General features: G+C 61.7%; 13 protein-coding genes. 6 read left to right on the top strand and 7 right to left on the bottom strand.

The features are described 5' to 3' along the window. Positions 1-224: 224 nt before the first annotated feature. Both yjeH and G5137_RS16000 read right to left on the bottom strand, forming a co-directional pair. Positions 225-1,505, bottom strand: coding sequence for an L-methionine/branched-chain amino acid transporter (gene yjeH / locus G5137_RS16005; RefSeq protein ID WP_216977219.1), 1,281 nt, complete (start codon positions 1,503-1,505; stop codon positions 225-227). Between the two features lie 101 nt (positions 1,506-1,606). Continuing rightward, entirely contained in the window at positions 1,607-2,506 is a 900-nt protein-coding gene (locus G5137_RS16000; RefSeq protein WP_421172083.1) for a LysR family transcriptional regulator, read from the bottom strand. A 156-nt stretch (positions 2,507-2,662) separates the two neighbouring features. On the opposite strand from G5137_RS16000, the gene G5137_RS15995 reads away from it, so the two are divergent. Then, the gene (locus tag G5137_RS15995) at positions 2,663-3,691 is read left to right on the top strand and encodes an MBL fold metallo-hydrolase (RefSeq protein ID WP_421255657.1); all 1,029 of its coding nucleotides are present in this window, start codon (positions 2,663-2,665) and stop codon (positions 3,689-3,691) included. Between the two features lie 66 nt (positions 3,692-3,757). Here the strand turns inward: G5137_RS15995 and G5137_RS15990 are convergent, their stop codons facing one another. Continuing rightward, the gene (locus G5137_RS15990; RefSeq protein WP_005338498.1) at positions 3,758-5,050 is read right to left on the bottom strand and encodes an HAAAP family serine/threonine permease; all 1,293 of its coding nucleotides are present in this window, start codon (positions 5,048-5,050) and stop codon (positions 3,758-3,760) included. A 498-nt stretch (positions 5,051-5,548) separates the two neighbouring features. Between G5137_RS15990 and G5137_RS15985 the strand changes: the two genes are divergently transcribed. Together G5137_RS15985 and G5137_RS15980 are read left to right on the top strand one after the other, a co-directional pair. Continuing rightward, positions 5,549-6,487, top strand: a complete 939-nt coding sequence (locus G5137_RS15985) for a LysR family transcriptional regulator (protein ID WP_042055187.1) — start codon at positions 5,549-5,551, stop codon at positions 6,485-6,487. A 73-nt stretch (positions 6,488-6,560) separates the two neighbouring features. Continuing rightward, positions 6,561-7,973, top strand: a complete 1,413-nt coding sequence (locus G5137_RS15980; protein ID WP_421255656.1) for an MATE family efflux transporter — start codon at positions 6,561-6,563, stop codon at positions 7,971-7,973. A gap of 115 nt (positions 7,974-8,088) precedes the next feature. Here G5137_RS15980 and alsS read toward each other — a convergent pair whose 3' ends face one another. Continuing rightward, on the bottom strand, positions 8,089-9,759 hold the full coding sequence (alsS, locus tag G5137_RS15975; RefSeq protein ID WP_421235968.1) for an acetolactate synthase AlsS: 1,671 nt from the start codon (positions 9,757-9,759) through the stop codon (positions 8,089-8,091). A gap of 18 nt (positions 9,760-9,777) precedes the next feature. Next, on the bottom strand, positions 9,778-10,572 hold the full coding sequence (budA, locus tag G5137_RS15970) for an acetolactate decarboxylase (RefSeq protein ID WP_227342115.1): 795 nt from the start codon (positions 10,570-10,572) through the stop codon (positions 9,778-9,780). A 108-nt stretch (positions 10,573-10,680) separates the two neighbouring features. On the opposite strand from budA, the gene G5137_RS15965 reads away from it, so the two are divergent. Further along, complete coding sequence (locus tag G5137_RS15965; protein WP_124929994.1) at positions 10,681-11,616, top strand: LysR family transcriptional regulator; 936 nt, start codon at positions 10,681-10,683, stop codon at positions 11,614-11,616. 42 nt (positions 11,617-11,658) lie between these two features. Here the strand turns inward: G5137_RS15965 and tyrS are convergent, their stop codons facing one another. Further along, positions 11,659-12,858: a tyrosine--tRNA ligase gene (gene tyrS / locus G5137_RS15960; protein WP_005347884.1), complete on the bottom strand. Its 1,200-nt coding sequence runs from the start codon at positions 12,856-12,858 to the stop codon at positions 11,659-11,661. 109 nt (positions 12,859-12,967) lie between these two features. On the opposite strand from tyrS, the gene G5137_RS15955 reads away from it, so the two are divergent. Then, positions 12,968-14,293: a peptidoglycan DD-metalloendopeptidase family protein gene (locus G5137_RS15955; protein WP_157161227.1), complete on the top strand. Its 1,326-nt coding sequence runs from the start codon at positions 12,968-12,970 to the stop codon at positions 14,291-14,293. 123 nt (positions 14,294-14,416) lie between these two features. Continuing rightward, positions 14,417-15,523, top strand: coding sequence for an anhydro-N-acetylmuramic acid kinase (locus G5137_RS15950; protein ID WP_421202767.1), 1,107 nt, complete (start codon positions 14,417-14,419; stop codon positions 15,521-15,523). Positions 15,524-15,615: 92 nt separating this feature from the next. Here the strand turns inward: G5137_RS15950 and G5137_RS15945 are convergent, their stop codons facing one another. Then, positions 15,616-16,413, bottom strand: coding sequence for a DUF1338 domain-containing protein (locus tag G5137_RS15945; RefSeq protein WP_421255655.1), 798 nt, complete (start codon positions 16,411-16,413; stop codon positions 15,616-15,618). Positions 16,414-16,421: the final 8 nt, after the last annotated feature.

Raw genomic sequence — 16,421 nt, 5'->3', positions numbered from 1 at the left:
CATCCTTGCGGGCATTCCGACCACCGGGATCGGAAGGGATCACTTTAAGCAAAACGGGAGCTGGATCCCACTTTTTTTGGCTATAAATCGCCGTTGAGTTGATCCGACACCGCACTTTTCAGCAAATAGCGTGCCAACTGGTATTCATATGAACATCCCATATGCCGCAATCAAAAAGCCCTGAACATCAGGGCTTTCTCATTTCTTCGACCATCGGGGAGACGTTACTTCGCCAGCGGGAGCGCATCCTGCTGACGACTGCGGCGCAGATGACGCCGCCACAACGAGAAGCCGCCGTAGCCAAGACTGAGCACCACCGCATAGAGCACCTGAGTGGAGAGTGCCACCAGCACCAGAGCGCAGAGCAGTACGCTCACGCCCGCCAGTCCCTTGCCCACCCCGCCGAGCAGACGCCAGCCCGCCGCCATGCAGAGCAGGTAGACCAGCACGAAGTTGCCGTTGGCGTAGCGGATCAGCTCATCGAGCGGCAGTCGCAACCAGATGATGAGGGTGATGCAGAGCAGACAGATGGCGAGCACTAGGCCGAGCGCCCGCAGCGGCGCGCCGCGCGCGGTGAGCACGGCCAGCGAGGGGGGCAACTTGCCTTCCCGTGCCATGCTCCAAATAAGCCGGGCAAAGCCCTGAATGTAGATGTTGATGCTGGCAAAACAGGATAGGTAGCCGAGCACCGCCACCAGCCACTTGGCGGTGGGGCCGAACAGCAGCGCCAGCAGGGAGGGGATGGCGGTGGCGTTTTTCGCCTCATCGCCGTAGAGGCCATATTTGAGCACCACCAGCGAGTGCACCCAGTAGATAAGCCCCGCCAGCAGCACCCCGCCGAGCAGGGCGATGGGGTAGTCCCGCTCCGGCCGCTTGAACTCCTCACCCATATGGGCGAAGGCTTCCAGCCCGACGAAACACCAGAACATCACCGCCAGCGCGGTGGCCATAGGGGGCCACTCATCCGCGCTAGGCAGCGGCCGGGCCGCATCGCGCCAGCTCACCTCCCCCTTGAACCAGATCAGCAGGGTGAGCCCCAGAATGGCGAGCGCTATCAACAGTTGCAGGTTGCCGGAGGAGCGCGCCCCGCGCAGCCCCAGCAGAAAGACCCCGAGCAGGGTGAGCAACTGGATGGCCCAAAGGGTCCACTCCCCCATCTCGAACAGGGCATGCCAGAAACCGGCGGCAATCATCAGGGCGGCAGGCAGCCCCACCGGCAGCACAGCCAGAAAGAGGAAGGCGGAGAAGCGCTCGGCGCCGTTGCCAAAGGCGAGGCCGATCAGGTGCGGCGCGCCGCCCGCATGGGGATAGCGACGGCCGAGGCGAGCAAAGGTAAAGGCGATGGGCAGCACCAGCGCAATCAGCAGCAACCAGGCCCAGAGCGAGGCCCCACCCGCCAGCGAGGCGGCGGTCGCCGGTACCACGAAGATCCCGGTGCCAAGCAGCGAGGTGGCGAGCAGCCCCATCCCCTGCCAGAGCCCGAGATCCTTTTTCAACCCAGACATATCCTTTTGTCCCGACTAGAAAAACATCCCGCCATGTTAGGCCTGCTCCGCCCCTTTGTTAAGCACGATGGTTAAGCGCGGTGGCGAGAATATGCAGCCTTTTATTCAGGCTCGGGCTCAGCTTGCAGGGACTCGGCCAGAAAATCCCCCAGCAGGGTGATCTTGAGCACCTGCCGCCGCGCCGCCGGATAGATGAAGTAGAGGGTCTTGGCCGGGCTCTGATAGCGACCAAGCAGCGGCAGCAAACGCCCCGCAGCGATATGCTCACGCACCTGTTCGGCCGGCTGCAAGGTGATGCCAGCCCCCGAGAGCGCAGCCGTCAGCAAGGCTGGCCAGTGATTAATGCGCAGGCGCGAGGCAACCCGCACCTCCTCGCTCTGACCATCCTCACCAACAAACTGCCAGCGCTCGTGCTCGCCCCAGTTGCCGTGCAGACACTGGTGGCGGGCGAGATCGGCCGGATGACGGGGTACCCCGTGACGATTGAGGTAGTCGGGCGCCGCGCAGAGCCGGTAGTGCTGGGTCAGCAGCGGGCGGGCAATCAGCGCCTCATCCTGCGGGCGAAGGGTACGGATGGCGGCATCGAACCCCTCCTCCACCAGATCGACCCAGCGCGGGGTAAGCTGCAGATCCACCTCCAGCTTGGGGTAGCAGTCGAGAAAAGCGGGCAACAGCGGCACCAGCCGGTGGTGGCCAAAACTGAGGGGGGCGGCGATGCGCAGCCGTCCGGCCGGCTCGGCCAGCAGATTCTGGGTGAGTGACTCGGTCAGAGCCAGCTCCTCCAGCACCCGCTGGCAACGAGCGAGAAAGAGCTGGCCCAGTTCGGTGAGAGTCTGCTGGCGGGTGGTCTTGTGAAACAGCTTGCCCCCCAGCCACTGCTCCAGCCCCAGCACATGCTTGCCCACCATCTGGGCGCTGATCCCCTCTTCGCTCGCTACCGCGCTGTAGGAGCCGAGATCCACCACCCGGGTGAAGATACGCATGCTGGTCAATCGGTCCACAACCCCTCCTTTTTGCCCGTTTCAAGGCCGTTTGGCCCGCGACAAGGGCTCTGATTCACAACCAAAAGTTTAGTAAGAAATGATTTTTAGCCAATTTATCGCACTTTTGGTTACCAATATAGTGACCAGCAACGCCACCAAACAGGACATATCCCCATGAAAAGCACCTATCTGGCCGCCCTGCTGGTCGGTCTGCTGGCCACCGGTGTCAGCCAGGCGGCCGAAAGCAGCTTTATCAGCAACCTCGATCACGCCCCGGCCACAGCAACTCAAGCCCGGCCCGATATCTTCCGGGTCAGCCTGCTCGGTACCGGCACCCCGGTGCCCCAGATCAGCCGCGGCGGCTACAGCACCCTGGTCGAGGCGGGCAACCAGAAGCTGGTGTTCGACTTTGGCCGCAACTCCGCCACTCGCCTGTGGCAGCTGCATATCCCCATCGGCCGGGTCAACGTCTTCTTCCTCACCCACTTTCACTCCGACCACACCAACGGGCTGGCGGATCTCTGGCTGACCGGCTGGCTGCAACCGGCCTATGGCCAGCGCCACGCGCCGATGGAGCTCTACGGCCCCAAAGGCACCACAGCTCTCGCCCGTGGCTTGCAGCAGGCCTACGCCACCGACATCGCCACCCGGGTCAAGGATGAGGGAACGCCGCTGGACGGGGTGGAGATCAACAGCCACGAGGTCACCGCCGGGGTGGTCTACAACCATGACGGGGTCAAGGTGACTGCCTTTGACAACGACCACGGGGTCAACATCAAGCCGTCATTCGGCTATCGCATCGACTACCACGGCCACAGCGTGGTGCTCTCCGGCGATACCCGCTACAGCCCCGAAGTAGTGAAGCAGGCCAAAGGGGCCGATCTGCTGGTGCACTGCGTCTCCATGACCTCTGCCGAGCAGATGAAGGCCAACCCCGGCTACAAGGCAATCGCCGGTCACCTCGCCTCCCCTGAGCAGGCGGCCCGGGTAATGAACGAAGCCAAACCGGCGCTGACCGTGTTCAGCCATATCGGCCTCAACGGCAAGATCAGGGTGAAGGATCTGGCGCAGGATCTGCGCGCCCGCTACTCGGGCCCCTTTGTCATCGGCAACGACCTGATGCAGATTGATCTGCCCACCACGGCCTCCGGCAAGGGCTATGCCCTCTGGCAGTCGGAGAATATCGACAATGCCCAATCCTGAATCCCGGCCATAAAAAAGCCGCCTCTTGCGAGGCGGCTTCTTCATTCAACTTGGTAACCGGAGTTATCAGGCAATCAGCTTGTAGATGATACCGGACATGGCGATCAGGCCGATGATGGTCACGAAGCCGTTGCTGATGTTGCCAGCGTATTTGCGCATGGCCGGAACCTTGGTGATGGCGTACATCGGCATCAGGAACAGCAGCATTGCGATGATCGGGCCACCCAGGTCTTCAATCATGCCGAGGATGCTCGGGTTGATGGTAGCGATGGCCCAGGTGGTCAGGATCATGAACACGGCAGTGACTTTGTTCAGCTGCTTGGTGTCAACGTTCTTGCCCTTCTCGCGCAGCGCCTTGGCCATCAGGCCGTTCATGCCTTCTTGCGCACCCAGGTAGTGACCCAGGAAGGATTTGCTGATGGCAACCATGGCGATCAGCGGAGCCACAGTACCGATAACCGGGTTATCGAAGTGGTTGGCCAGGTAGGACAGGATGGAGATGTTCTGTTCTTTGGCAGCAGCCAGGTCAGCCGGGGAGAGGCTCAGTACGCAGCTGAATACGAAGAACATAACGGTCATGACCATCATGACGTGGGCGCCCAGCAGGATGTTGCTACACTTCTTCTCGGCACCTTCACCGTAACGACCTTTGTTGTCCACCGCGAAGGAGGAGATGATCGGGGAGTGGTTGAAGGAGAACACCATTACTGGGATAGCCAGCCACAGGGTCTTGATGAAGTCACCGTTGAAGGCGTCGGACAGGGCCGGAGCTTCAGTGATGATGGCACCGTTCCAGTGCGGGATCAGGTAGAACGCCAGACCCATCAGGGTGAGTACGAACGGGAATACCAGCACGCTCATCGCTTTGACGATAACCTGGCCGCCCAGACGAACAACCGCCATCAGACCGAGGATCAGGGCCAGTGACAGAACGGCACGGGGAGGTGCAGACATGCCCAGCTGGTGAACAATCACGCTCTCGACGGTGTTGGTGATGGCGACTGAATACATCAGCACGATCGGGTAGATGGCAAAGAAGTAGAGCAGGGTGATGAATTTGCCTGCGGTCTTGCCGAAGTGCTCTTCTACTACTTCAGTGATGTCGCCATCACGGGTAGAGCCGGACAGCACGAAGCGGGTCAGACCACGGTGAGCAAAGAAAGTCAGCGGCAGCGCCAGGATCAACATGGCAACCAGCGGCCACAGGCCACCTACACCGGCGTTGATTGGCAGGAAGAGCACACCGGCACCGATCGCGGTACCGTACAGACCCAGCATCCAGACCACATCGGCCTTGTTGACGCCGCGGGAGGTGTTGCTGGCTAAACGACCATCAGCTGCAATATTCATGTCAGACATACGTTGTTCCTGTCATCTAGGAAAATGGGATTCTTGTTTGGTCGGGCCTTGGCCCGGTTCCATCTCCCTGGAACGCCTGCTGTCCGTCCTTGATATTAACCTCTCGCCCCCCGGCAACCTGGTCATCACTCCTTGTGACAACAGGATTGCAACAAACAACAGTGCGAGATTTTGACCCTGAGGGTCGGCGCCCGTCTCACTTAACAACCGATTAACGTGCGCCACTCTTGATGGGCTGACTTTAATTAAATGCCCTTATTAATCACAGCGTTTTTTTGAATTAATCAACCAAAGTTTGATTTTGGTCGCCTTTCGGACGACCAAGATCACACTCAAAGCGCCTTATTGTGAGTTTTTTTTAACAATTCAACTTAGTTTCACTGGAATCAATGGCATGCGAGCAGCTACATATTTGCAACAAGCCACCCATTTAGCGCGGATTGTGTGCAGCACGGCCTTGGCGTACCCTTGTGACTCACGCCTTTTTGTTGATTGATGATGACCATTACCCGTACCGATCTCGCCGAACTGGCGGTGTTTGCCGCCGTCGCCCGTCACCGCAGTTTCAGCAAGGCCGCCCTCGAACTCGGGGTCTCCGCCTCCGCCCTCAGCCACAGCTTGAAAGGGCTGGAAGCCCGTCTGGGGGTACGGCTGCTCAACCGCAGCACCCGCGCCGTGGTGCCGACCGAAGCGGGTCAGCGGCTGCTCAAGCAGCTGCTCCCCACCCTCAATACTCTTGAAGAGGCGCTTTGCGAGCTGGCCCGCAACAGCGATGAACCGGTGGGGCGACTCAAGCTCTGCGCCCCCCGCGGCGCCATCGACAGCCTGCTGGCTCCGGTACTCATCGACTATCTGGCCCGTTATCCGCGGATGCAGGTGGAGGTGGTGGAGCAGGAGCTGATGCCCCGGCTGATTGAAGATGGCTACGATGCCGCGCTCTTTTATGGCGATCTGCTGCCCAAGGAGATGATCGGCATCCCCCTCGGCCCGCCCCAGCGTTATCTGGTGGTGGGCTCCCCGGCCTATCTGGCGGAGCACGGTACGCCGGAGCACCCGAGCGAGCTGAGCCGCCACGCCTGTATCGGCTATCGCCTCACCCCGCACCACCACTATCGCTGGGCCTTTGCCGCCGATGGCACCATGCTGGAGATCGAAGTGACCGGGCCGCTCACCACCAGCACCCCGGCCCTCTATCTGGGCGCCGCCGAGGCGGGGCTGGGACTGGCCTACTGTCTGGAAGAGGAGGTAAGCCAGAAGGTCGCGGAAGGGAAACTGCTCACCGTGCTGGAGCCCTGGTGCCCTACCTTTGCCGGCTTTTACCTCTTCTATCCCAGTCGGCATCAACTGGGCAGCGGCCTGCGCATCCTGATCGACATGCTCAAGGCCCACTACCAAAATCCCGGATTAGTGAGTAATACTCAGCAATTCATCAAGTGAAACCCTGATTATCACCAAATAAGTATTAATCTAGACTAGCTGTTCGATAATCGAACTCCCCGAGAGAACAGATATGTCTGCCTATTTAACACTGCGGCAACGGGCCATGACCCGTCGCTTCTGGGCTTACGCCCTCCCCTCCATTCTTGCCATGCTGGTCTCGGGGGCCTACTACCTCATCGACGGCATCTTCGTCGGCCACTATGTCGGTGCCGCTGGCCTCGCCGGGATCAACCTGGTCTATCCGGTCATCATGGTGCTGATCGGCCTGGCCGCCATGATCAGCATGGGGGCGGCCACCGCCATCTCCTTCCAGCAAGGGGCGAAAAACGACAAGCTGGCCCGTCAGGCGCTGGTCAACGCCCTCTGGCTGCTGGCCGGACTCGGGGGCGTTGCGCCGGTGCTTCTCTATTACACCCACACCGATATCCTGCTGGGACTGAGGATTGAACAGGGCACCGAGACCTGGAAACAGGCGAGTGACTACCTCACCTGGATTGGCGGCGGCACTCTGTTGCTGGCCAGCAATCTGGCGGTCCCCTATCTGCTGCGCAACGATGGCCGCCCGAAACTGGCCATGGTGTTGGTGAGCAGCGGCGCCGTGCTCAACATCATCCTCAACTACATCATGGTGGGTCGGCTGGGGCTGGGATTGATCGGTACCGCGCAAGCCACCCTGATGGCAGAGGGTGCGGTGAGCTTGATCGGCCTAGGCTACTTCTTCACCCCCTGGGCGCGGCTGCGCCTCAGCTGGCGGGATCTGGTGCCCAACCTCCCCGCCATGCCGCACCTGCTCTTTACCGGTCTGCCGAGCCTGATTGCCCAGTTCAACCTCGGCCTGCTGCTGATGCTGCACAACAGCCAGCTGATGGTGTACGGCAATGTGAAGGATCTGGCGGGTTTTACCGTTGCCGGTTACACCGAGGCGGTCTTTATCGTCATTCTGCAGGGGCTCGCCTTCGGCATTCAGCCGCTCATCAGCAAGGCGGCGGGGGCCAAGCGCCATCGCAACCTCAAGTACCTGATGGAGATGGGGCTCAAGTTCACCTTTATCTACGGCATGCTGGTGTGGCTCACCATCCAGCTGCTGCCGGGACAGGTCGCCATGCTCTATACCGGCGACAAGGATCCCGAACTGCTGGCCGCCGCCATCAGCAGCCTGACCCTCAACCTCGGCGCCATTCCGCTGGAGGGGATCATCATGTTCGGCATCGTGCTGCTGCAATCCATGGCGCGTACCCGTCAGGCGCTGGCCATCTCCATCGCCAAAACCGTGTTGCTGCTGCCGCTCATCTTCCTGCTGCCACAACTGTGGGGGCGTGATGGCGTGCTGATGGCCCAGCCCGCGACCGTGCTGCTGCTCACCCTGCCGCTCTGCTGGCTGCTGTGGCGCGAGTGGCTGCGCCTGAAGATGGCCTGCGCGCCAAAAGCCAAACAGCGCCCACAACCGGCCCGCGCACGCGCCGCCGTCCAGCTGGCCCGTTAAGGCCACCAATCCCGCGTAGCAATAAAAAACCGGCATCCCATGATGCCGGTTTTTGCTATATGGTCGGGTCTGCCTGCTCTTACACAGGGATTCAGGCCAGCACTGCTGCCCACACTTATGCCAATACTTCTGGCCTGAGCTGGGCCATCAGCCCCGGGTTGTCGGAGTAATCCACCGGGATCGCCACCACAGCAGGCCCCTCCACCGCCAGCGCGGCCCGCAGGGTGGCACGCAGCTCGTCGGCCGAGCGCACCGCAAACCCGGCCGCCCCGAACGATTCGGCATAGCGTTTGAAGTCGATGGGGCCAAAAGAGACGCCGGAGGTGCGGCAATACTTCTGCTGCTCCTGCATCGCGACCATGTTGTAGCCGTTATCGACCCAGATAATGTGGACGATATTGCTCTTGAGCCGCACCGCCGTCTCCAGCTCCATGCTCGACTGCATAAAGCTGCCATCCCCCGATACCGAAATCACCTTCTCACCCGGTCGCACCAGCGCCGCACCGATGGCCCACGGCAGTGCCACCCCCATGGTCTGCTGACCATTGGAGATCAACACCTGACGAGCGCGGAAGCTGTAGAGGTAGCGGGCAATCCAGATATGGAAGCTGCCCATGTCGACGCAAAGGGTCATGTCGTCGCGCACCAGATCCTGCAGCTCGCGCACGATACGCAAGGGGTGAACCGGATTGCCGTGCAGATCATCGGCCCGCATCGCCAGTCGCAGTCGCTGCTGGCGCACCCCTTGCAGCAGCCGATCCACCTCGGGGGGACGGATTTTCGGATTGCCCATGATGCGGGTCAGCTGCAACAGGTTGGCGCGGATCGACCCCACCAGCTCGGCGGTCGGGCAGTAGCTGCTGTCGATATCGGCAGGCAGCACGTCGATATGGAGGATGCGCCGCTCCCGGTCGCCATTCCACAGCACGGGGTCGTACTCGATGGGGCTGTAGCCGATGCAGATCACCAGGTCGGCCCCTGCCAGCAGTTGATCCCCCGGCTGGTTGTTGAAGAGCCCCACCCGTCCGGCAAAGTCATCGAAGTGGCAGCTGTCCACCACCCCGGCAGCCTGATAGGTACCGGTCACCGGCAGCCGCACCTTGTCGAGGAAGGCGCGCACTGCCTCGGCATTCTCCGGCCGACTCGCCATCAGGCCGAGCAGCACCACTGGATTCTGGGCGTTGCGCAGCAGGGTCAATGCCTGCTCCATATTCTGTTCATCGGCACAGCCCGGCTCCGGCACTTCCCGAGGCACCAGCACATTGCCCTGCACCGGCTTGTTGATGATATCCATCGGCAGGCTGACAAACGCCGCCCCCGGCCGTCCCAGCTCGGCGGCGCGAAAAGCGTTGGCCATCACTTCCGAGATCGCCGCCCCGCTGTTGACCTGGGCGCTGAACTTGGTGACCGGACGGCAGAGGTTGACCGTATCCATGCTCTGATGAGTGAGCTTGAGGCCATCGGCACGGCGCACTGCACCGCCCAGCGCCACCATGGGGTCTCCCTCCGAGGTGGCAGTCGCCAACCCGGTAATGAGGTTGGAGCAGCCGGGGCCCGAGGTGACCAGCGCCACCCCCGCCTTGCCGGTCAGGCGCCCCACGGCGGCCGCCATAAAGGCGGCATTCGCCTCGTGGCGCACCACTATGGTCTCGATGGGGGAATCCTCCAGCGCATCGAACACCCGGTCAATCTTGGCACCAGGAATACCGAACACCTGCTTGACCCCTTGCGCCTCCAGATGACGAACCACCAGCTCGGCACCGCACTTCCACTGTCTGTTTTCCATGTTATTGCTCCTTGTCTATTAGCCTTCGGCGGCTTGAATGGCGCGATCGAGATCGGCGGGGGTGAGGTCGGCCTGCCGGAAAGCGGGATCCGATGGCAGGGCCAGATTGAGGTGACGCACCACCGAAAGTCGCAGGGTGCCGTGGGCCATGGTGTAGTCGAGCAGATGGCCGCCCCCCTTGCGATCGGCGGTGATCATGTGTTCGTGAAAGCCCGCCACATTGACCCCCTGCACGAACGGCGGGCAGCGAAAGCCCACCAGAGTCCCCGCTACCGCGGCAAAGCGGAACAGCGGCTGCTGCTCGATGGCCTCCAGCATGGGGCGATAGGGGGGCTCCTGACGCGGCACGGTACGAACCTTGGCCGTTTCAAACTGGCCGTCGAGGCGCAGGGCGACGAAGACGTTGTCGGAGCCCACCAGCCGATCCACCCACTGGTGGATCTCGTCACGGCTCAGGGGGTGATCGAAACGACGCTCCAGACAGGGGCGAAAATGGGTCATCACCGCAAAGGGGGTCTTCTGATCGGCGCGGGCGGGCCGAGCCGAGCCATCGGAGCGCAACTGGTGGATCTGGCGCTCGAAGGCGATCAGCTCACCATCGAGGTGATTGAAGGTGCCGAGGCCAAAGTCGCCGTGGCGCAGCAGCTCGCTCATGGTGGTCTCCCCTTCGTAGACCCCCGCCAGCAGGGCGCTCATCAGGGAACTCTGGTAGATCTCGCCACCGTCATGCTGCCTGCGCCAGCGAGAAAACTGCTGGCTCACTTCGAGGGCACAGCTGCACCCGGCACTGTCAGATGTTGCAATATGTTCCATTCGGGTTTCACCTCCACCGTGAATCCTGTTAGCGTTCGGATCCAATGGTGACTTGGTTCACATTTCAACACCAATACGCTGATCCCATGACTTTGAGACTCAATCGATATGGAACTTCGTACGCTCCGCTACTTCATGGCCGTTGTTGAAAAGCAGAATTTCACCCGCGCAGCCGAATCACTCAACATGGCCCAGCCGCCGCTGAGCCAGCAGATCCGCAAGCTGGAGGAGACCTTGGGCACCCCGCTGCTGCGCCGTTTGACCCGCAGTGTCGAGCTGACCGAGGCGGGCGAGAGCCTCTATCGGGATGCGGCGCAGATCCTGGCGCTGGCCGATGCGGCAAAACTGAAGGTAAAGCGGATTGCCCGGGGCGAGCAGGGGGCACTGCGGATCGGCTTTGCCGGTTCCACCGTGCTCCATCCCGCGGTGCTGACCCTGCTGCACGACTATCGGGAGCGCTACCCCGAGGTGGCCCTCAGCCCGCAGGAGGGCACCATGCCGGCACTGGTGGAGGCGCTACGCAACGATCGGCTGGACGCCGCCATCTTGCGGCTGCCCTGCCGGGGTAGCGAGGGCTTTGCCCATCACCTTATCGAGCAGGAGCCGCTGCTGATCGCCCTGCCCACCAGCCACCCCAAAGCCAAGCCTGGCCCCTTGCCACTGGCCAGCCTGAAGGACGAGAGTTTTATTCTGTTTCCCCACGCCATCGGGCCCGGGCTCTATGACGGCATCGTAGGTCTCTGCCGGGAGGCGGGCTTCGAGCCGATACTGGGGCCCGAATGCCCGCAGGTGATCTCCACCGTCGGCATGGTGCAGGCGGGCTTTGGCGTAACTCTGGTGCCCAGCTCGGTGGCGGCGCTGCGCCCGCTCGGGGTCAGTTATCACCCCATTGAGGGCAACGGCATGATGACCAGCATCAGTCTGGCGACACGGCCTCACCCAGGTAGTGCCGTGCTGCGGCACTTTATCGCCCAGATCCGTGCTGCCCAGATACGACAAGGCCTCCCGAAGGAGGCCCTGTTGAACAAGCTTGAACCGGTTTGATGACCAGCTTGCCTGATGCGACGGCTTATTTGACGGTGATGCTTATTTGACAGTCACCCGGGCAAACTTGCGCTTGCCGACCTGATAGACGGCGGTACCGGCACCGATGAGTGCCTTGCCATCTTCCAGCTTCTCGCCATCCACCTTGACCGCCCCCTGCTTGATCATCCGCAGCGCTTCGGAGGTGGTGGCCACCAGATCGGCCTCTTTCAGCAGGTTGGCAATGGCCAGACCTTCACCTTCCAGTGCCAGCTCGATTTCCGGCATCTCGTCCGGAATGGCGTTCTTGGAGAAACGCTGGGTGAAATCTTCGTGGGCAGCTTCGGCCGCCGCTTCATCGTGATAACGGGCGATGATCTCTTTGGCCAGCCAGATCTTCACGTCGCGCGGGTTGAGAGTACCGGCAGCGATGCCTGCCTTGAACTCTTCGATTTCAGCCAGCGGACGGAAGGAGAGCAGCTCGTAGTAGTTCCACATCAGATCGTCGGTGATGGACATGATCTTGCCGAACATCTCGCCCGGAGCGTCGTGAACGCCGATGTAGTTGCCTGCGGATTTGGACATCTTCTTGACGCCATCCAGACCCACCAGCAGCGGCATCATCAGCACGCACTGGGTCGCCATGCCGGCATCTTTTTGCAGCTCGCGGCCCATCAGCAGGTTGAACTTCTGGTCGGTACCGCCCAGCTCAACGTCCGCCTTCAGCGCGACCGAGTCATAGCCTTGCAGCAGCGGATAGAGGAATTCGTGAATCGCGATGGATTGGCCGCCGGTGTAGCGCTTTTTGAAGTCGTCGCGCTCCATCATGCGTGCCACGGTCTGCTTGGCCGCCAGCTTGATCATGCCGGTCGCACCCAGCTCGCTCAGCCAGGTCGAGTTGTACTCGATGCGAGTCTTGGCCGGGTCGAGGATCTTGAACGCCTGCTCGGCATAGGTGAGGGCGTTGTGCTTGATGGCCTCTTCGGAGAGCGGCGGACGGGTGGCGTTCTTGCCGGAGGGGTCACCCACCATGGCAGTGAAGTCACCGATCAGCAGGATCACTTCATGGCCCAGATCCTGGAAGGTCTTCAGCTTGTTGAGGATCACGGTATGACCCAGGTGAATGTCAGGGGCAGTCGGGTCCATACCCAACTTGATGCGCAGCGGGCGCCCTTCCTTCAACTTGGCGACAAGTTCTTCTTCAACCAGAATTTCTTCCGCTCCGCGCTTGATCTCGGCTAGCGCCACCTCGAGCTGGGACATTTTTTGACTCTCCATCACGATTCCACAGGGCCAAACATATTACTGGAATGGCGGGCCAATTGGAAAGGCTGTAAAATCCGTCCATTCTGCCCGACTTCATCTGCTTCTCATGGTTATTTGGCACGCCTTCAACGCACTCCCCCACTGGCACCGCAAGATGGTGCTGATCTTGAGCATCATGATCATGATGCTGGCGGCCTGGCCCAGCGAACAGGCAGTAGCAACACGGGTCGATGAAAACGGCAACGAAATTGCCCTGCGGGAACCGGCCAACGACAACGCGCTAAACAACGAGCTGCCAGCCGAGGCCGCCCAGCCCGTTACCCCGCCCAAGCCGCGCTATATCACCAAGCAGGTGAAGGTGCGCCGTGGCGACAACATGGGGGTGATCTTCCAGCGCATTGGCCTGAGCACCACGGATCTGCACCTGATCGACCAGCTCGAGGGCAGCGATCCCCTGCGGATGCTGCAACCGGGGCAGGAGCTCACCTTCACGCTCACCGAGAACGGCGAGCTGCACAGCCTCTATTACCCCCACAGTCTGGAGCAGGCGCTCAAGGTGAGCCGCAAGGAGGAGACCTTTGTCGCCCGCAACGTCAAGATCGCCCTCGACACCCGCGAACAGGTGAGCAAGGGGGAGATCCGCTCCAGCTTCTGGGGCGCGGCGGTGGATGCGGGGATGACCGAAGATCAGATCATGGACTTGGCCGCCATCTTCGGCTGGGACATCGACTTTGCCCAGGACTTGCAGCCGGGGGACAGCTTCCGGGTGGTCTATGAAGACAAGTTCCGCGACGACGAGCGGGTCGCCTCCGGCGATATTCTGGCCGCCGAGTTCGTCAACCAGGGCACTGCCTACCGCGCCGTGCTCAATGAAGATGGCAACTACTACACCCCGGAAGGCAAAGCCATGCGCAAGAGCTTCCTGCGTGCGCCGGTCAACTTCAAATACATCAGCTCCAACTTCAACCCGCGCCGCCTCCATCCGGTGACCGGCAAGATCCGCCCCCACAACGGCATCGACTATGTGGCGCCGGTGGGCACCCCCATCATGGCGGCGGGCTCCGGCAACGTGGTGGCGGCGGGCTACAACCAGTTCAACGGCAACTACGTCTTTATCAAGCATGCCGGCAACTATGTGACCAAGTACCTGCACCTCTCCAAACGCACCGTCAACAAGGGACAGCGGGTGAAGCAGGGGCAGACCATCGGCACTCTGGGTGGCACCGGCCGCGTCACCGGCCCGCACCTGCACTACGAATTCGTGGTGGGCGGCATTCACAAGAACCCGCGCACCCTCACCCTGCCGCAGGCAGAGACCCTGAGCGGACGCGAGCTGGCCAACTTCAAAAAGCTGGCGATGCCGCAACTGGCCAAGCTCGACAGCCCCGAGCTGCAGCTGGCCCAGAACAAGCGGGATAGCCGCGGCAACTAAGCCATCAGGGCTGGCGGGGTAGCAGCCCCGCCAGCCCTTTTTATTTTGCCTGCGCATGGCTCGGCGCCATGCTGCATCGGTGTCGGGAAGCGGACTATCCCGACCAGCGAGTGAGGAGAGCCAATGGCTGAACGCTATATCGGATTGATGTCAGGCACCAGCATGGACGGTATTGACGCCGTGCTGGTGGTGATCGACGGGGATCAACTGCGGGTCGAGGCGGCCCTCAGCCACCCCTGGCCCACCGCCCACGAGCTGCATGAGCTCTGTACCCCTAGCGACAACGAGATCGATCGCATGGGGGTGGCCGACAATCTGGTGGCGCGCGAATTTGCCGCCGCCACCCACGCCCTGCTGGCCAAGACGGGCCTCACGCCCGCCGATATTCGCGCCATCGGCAGCCACGGCCAGACCATCCGCCACCGCCCCCAGCTTGGCTTCACCCTGCAGATCGGCAACGCCGCCCTGCTAGCGGCGCTAACCGGCATCGACGTTATCGCCGATTTTCGCACCATGGATATGGCCCTCGGTGGTCAGGGGGCCCCGCTGGTGCCCGCCTTCCATCAGGCCTTCTTTGCCCGCCCCGGTGCATTGCGGGTGGTGCTGAACCTCGGCGGCATCGCCAATATCTCGGTGCTGCCGGGCCATGCCAACGGGGTCTATGGCTTCGATACCGGCCCGGCCAACACCCTGCTCGACGGCTGGTATCGCCGCCATCACCCCAAGGGGACCGGTTACGATGCCGGCGGCCAGTGGGCGGCCAGCGGCAAGCCAATCCCGGCCCTGCTGGAGAAGCTGCTGGCTCACCCCTATTTCGCCGCCCCCGCCCCCAAGAGCACCGGGCGGGAGATGTTCACCCTGGCGTGGCTCGATGGCGAGCTGGCTGGCCACCCCTATGCTGCGGCGGATGTGCAGCGCACTCTGCAGGCGCTCACCTGCCACAGCATCGCCCGCCAGCTGCCTGCCCCGAATGAGGCGCAAACCCGTCCCGAGCTGTTTGTCTGCGGCGGCGGCGCCCATAACGCCCCGCTGCTGAGCGAATTGGCCAGCCTGCTGCCCGGCTGGCGCATCGCCAGCACTGCCGAACTGGGCATTGCGCCCGACTGGATGGAAGGCGCAGCCTTTGCCTGGCTGGCGGAGCGCTTTATCAAGCACAAACCCGGCAACCTGCCCGCCGTCACCGGCGCCAGCCGTCCGGCTGTGCTGGGTGCTCTCTACCCCGCACCCTAGATATCCCCCAGATATGCAAATGACGACAGCCCCGATATGGGGCTGTCGTCATGTCACATCATGAACAGTGGCACTTTGGCCAACACCCGTTGTTACATGGCATTGGTGGACTCAAAAATTTTGTCGGCGGACGCTTCGACAAAGCCCGGATAGAGTACGCCGTCGGCCTGCGGATAGCGCAGAGCAAACTCGTAGAAGCAGCTCGGGATAGTACGCACCCCATCGCTGAACGGCACCTCTGCTTTGTCGGCCATGGTGGAGGATTGCTCCAGCATCACCTGCGGGTCCCCTTTCACCTCGCCACCCACGCTGTTGAGCACGAAACCCGCCGCCTTCAGTGCCGCATTGACCTGATGGATGGTGTCGAAATCCTTCAACTTGTTGATATTGACCGTGAAGTGGTTGGCACGATAGCCCCATGCTGCCATCCATGCCGCGTACTCGCTCTCCGCCAGCAGAGTCTGATAATCGGCATAGGAGACCTGCCAGGGGGCGCCGGTGTAGAGAAATGCCGGGGTATCGGTCAGATGATCGGGCACCTGATCGGCCAGCTTGTGGATGATGGCCTGCGCCGCTGGGGAGAGCTCTTCCACCTTCAGCTCGCTGATAAACACCTTGGGAGCGTCCGGATCCTGATGCTCGAAGTGCTTAGCGTAGAGCTTCTTGGCCTTGAAAACGTACTCGCCCTTCTGCTCGTAACCGAGCGCCAGGAAGTGGGCGGCAAGCTTCTCCAGCCCCAGCTTGGGCAGGTTGTAGGTACGAAACGCCACGTGATCGTTGACGATGGGCTCGCCGCCACCCAGCAGGGTGTGCACCTTGAGGGCGCTCGGGGTCACCTTGATGTAGTTGTCCCACAGATGGCTGAACAGGGTGTCGATATCCATTTGCATCTCTCTTT

The organism is Aeromonas sp. 600282 (genome assembly GCF_049175755.1).
Classification (GTDB): domain Bacteria; phylum Pseudomonadota; class Gammaproteobacteria; order Enterobacterales; family Aeromonadaceae; genus Aeromonas; species Aeromonas veronii_A.
This window is presented reverse-complemented; position numbering and strand designations above follow the sequence as displayed.

Excerpts from the sequence above, each read along its gene's own strand:
- yjeH (WP_216977219.1), bottom strand. The coding sequence starts at position 1,505 with ATGTCTGGGTTGAAAAAGGATCTCGGGCTCTGGCAGGGGATGGGGCTG.
- G5137_RS15995 (WP_421255657.1), top strand. The coding sequence starts at position 2,663 with ATGAAAAGCACCTATCTGGCCGCCCTGCTGGTCGGTCTGCTGGCCACC.
- G5137_RS15990 (WP_005338498.1), bottom strand. The coding sequence starts at position 5,050 with ATGTCTGACATGAATATTGCAGCTGATGGTCGTTTAGCCAGCAACACC.
- G5137_RS15985 (WP_042055187.1), top strand. The coding sequence starts at position 5,549 with ATGACCATTACCCGTACCGATCTCGCCGAACTGGCGGTGTTTGCCGCC.
- G5137_RS15980 (WP_421255656.1), top strand. The coding sequence starts at position 6,561 with ATGTCTGCCTATTTAACACTGCGGCAACGGGCCATGACCCGTCGCTTC.
- alsS (WP_421235968.1), bottom strand. The coding sequence starts at position 9,759 with ATGGAAAACAGACAGTGGAAGTGCGGTGCCGAGCTGGTGGTTCGTCAT.
- budA (WP_227342115.1), bottom strand. The coding sequence starts at position 10,572 with ATGGAACATATTGCAACATCTGACAGTGCCGGGTGCAGCTGTGCCCTC.
- G5137_RS15965 (WP_124929994.1), top strand. The coding sequence starts at position 10,681 with ATGGAACTTCGTACGCTCCGCTACTTCATGGCCGTTGTTGAAAAGCAG.
- tyrS (WP_005347884.1), bottom strand. The coding sequence starts at position 12,858 with ATGTCCCAGCTCGAGGTGGCGCTAGCCGAGATCAAGCGCGGAGCGGAA.
- G5137_RS15955 (WP_157161227.1), top strand. The coding sequence starts at position 12,968 with ATGGTTATTTGGCACGCCTTCAACGCACTCCCCCACTGGCACCGCAAG.
- G5137_RS15950 (WP_421202767.1), top strand. The coding sequence starts at position 14,417 with ATGGCTGAACGCTATATCGGATTGATGTCAGGCACCAGCATGGACGGT.
- G5137_RS15945 (WP_421255655.1), bottom strand. The coding sequence starts at position 16,413 with ATGCAAATGGATATCGACACCCTGTTCAGCCATCTGTGGGACAACTAC.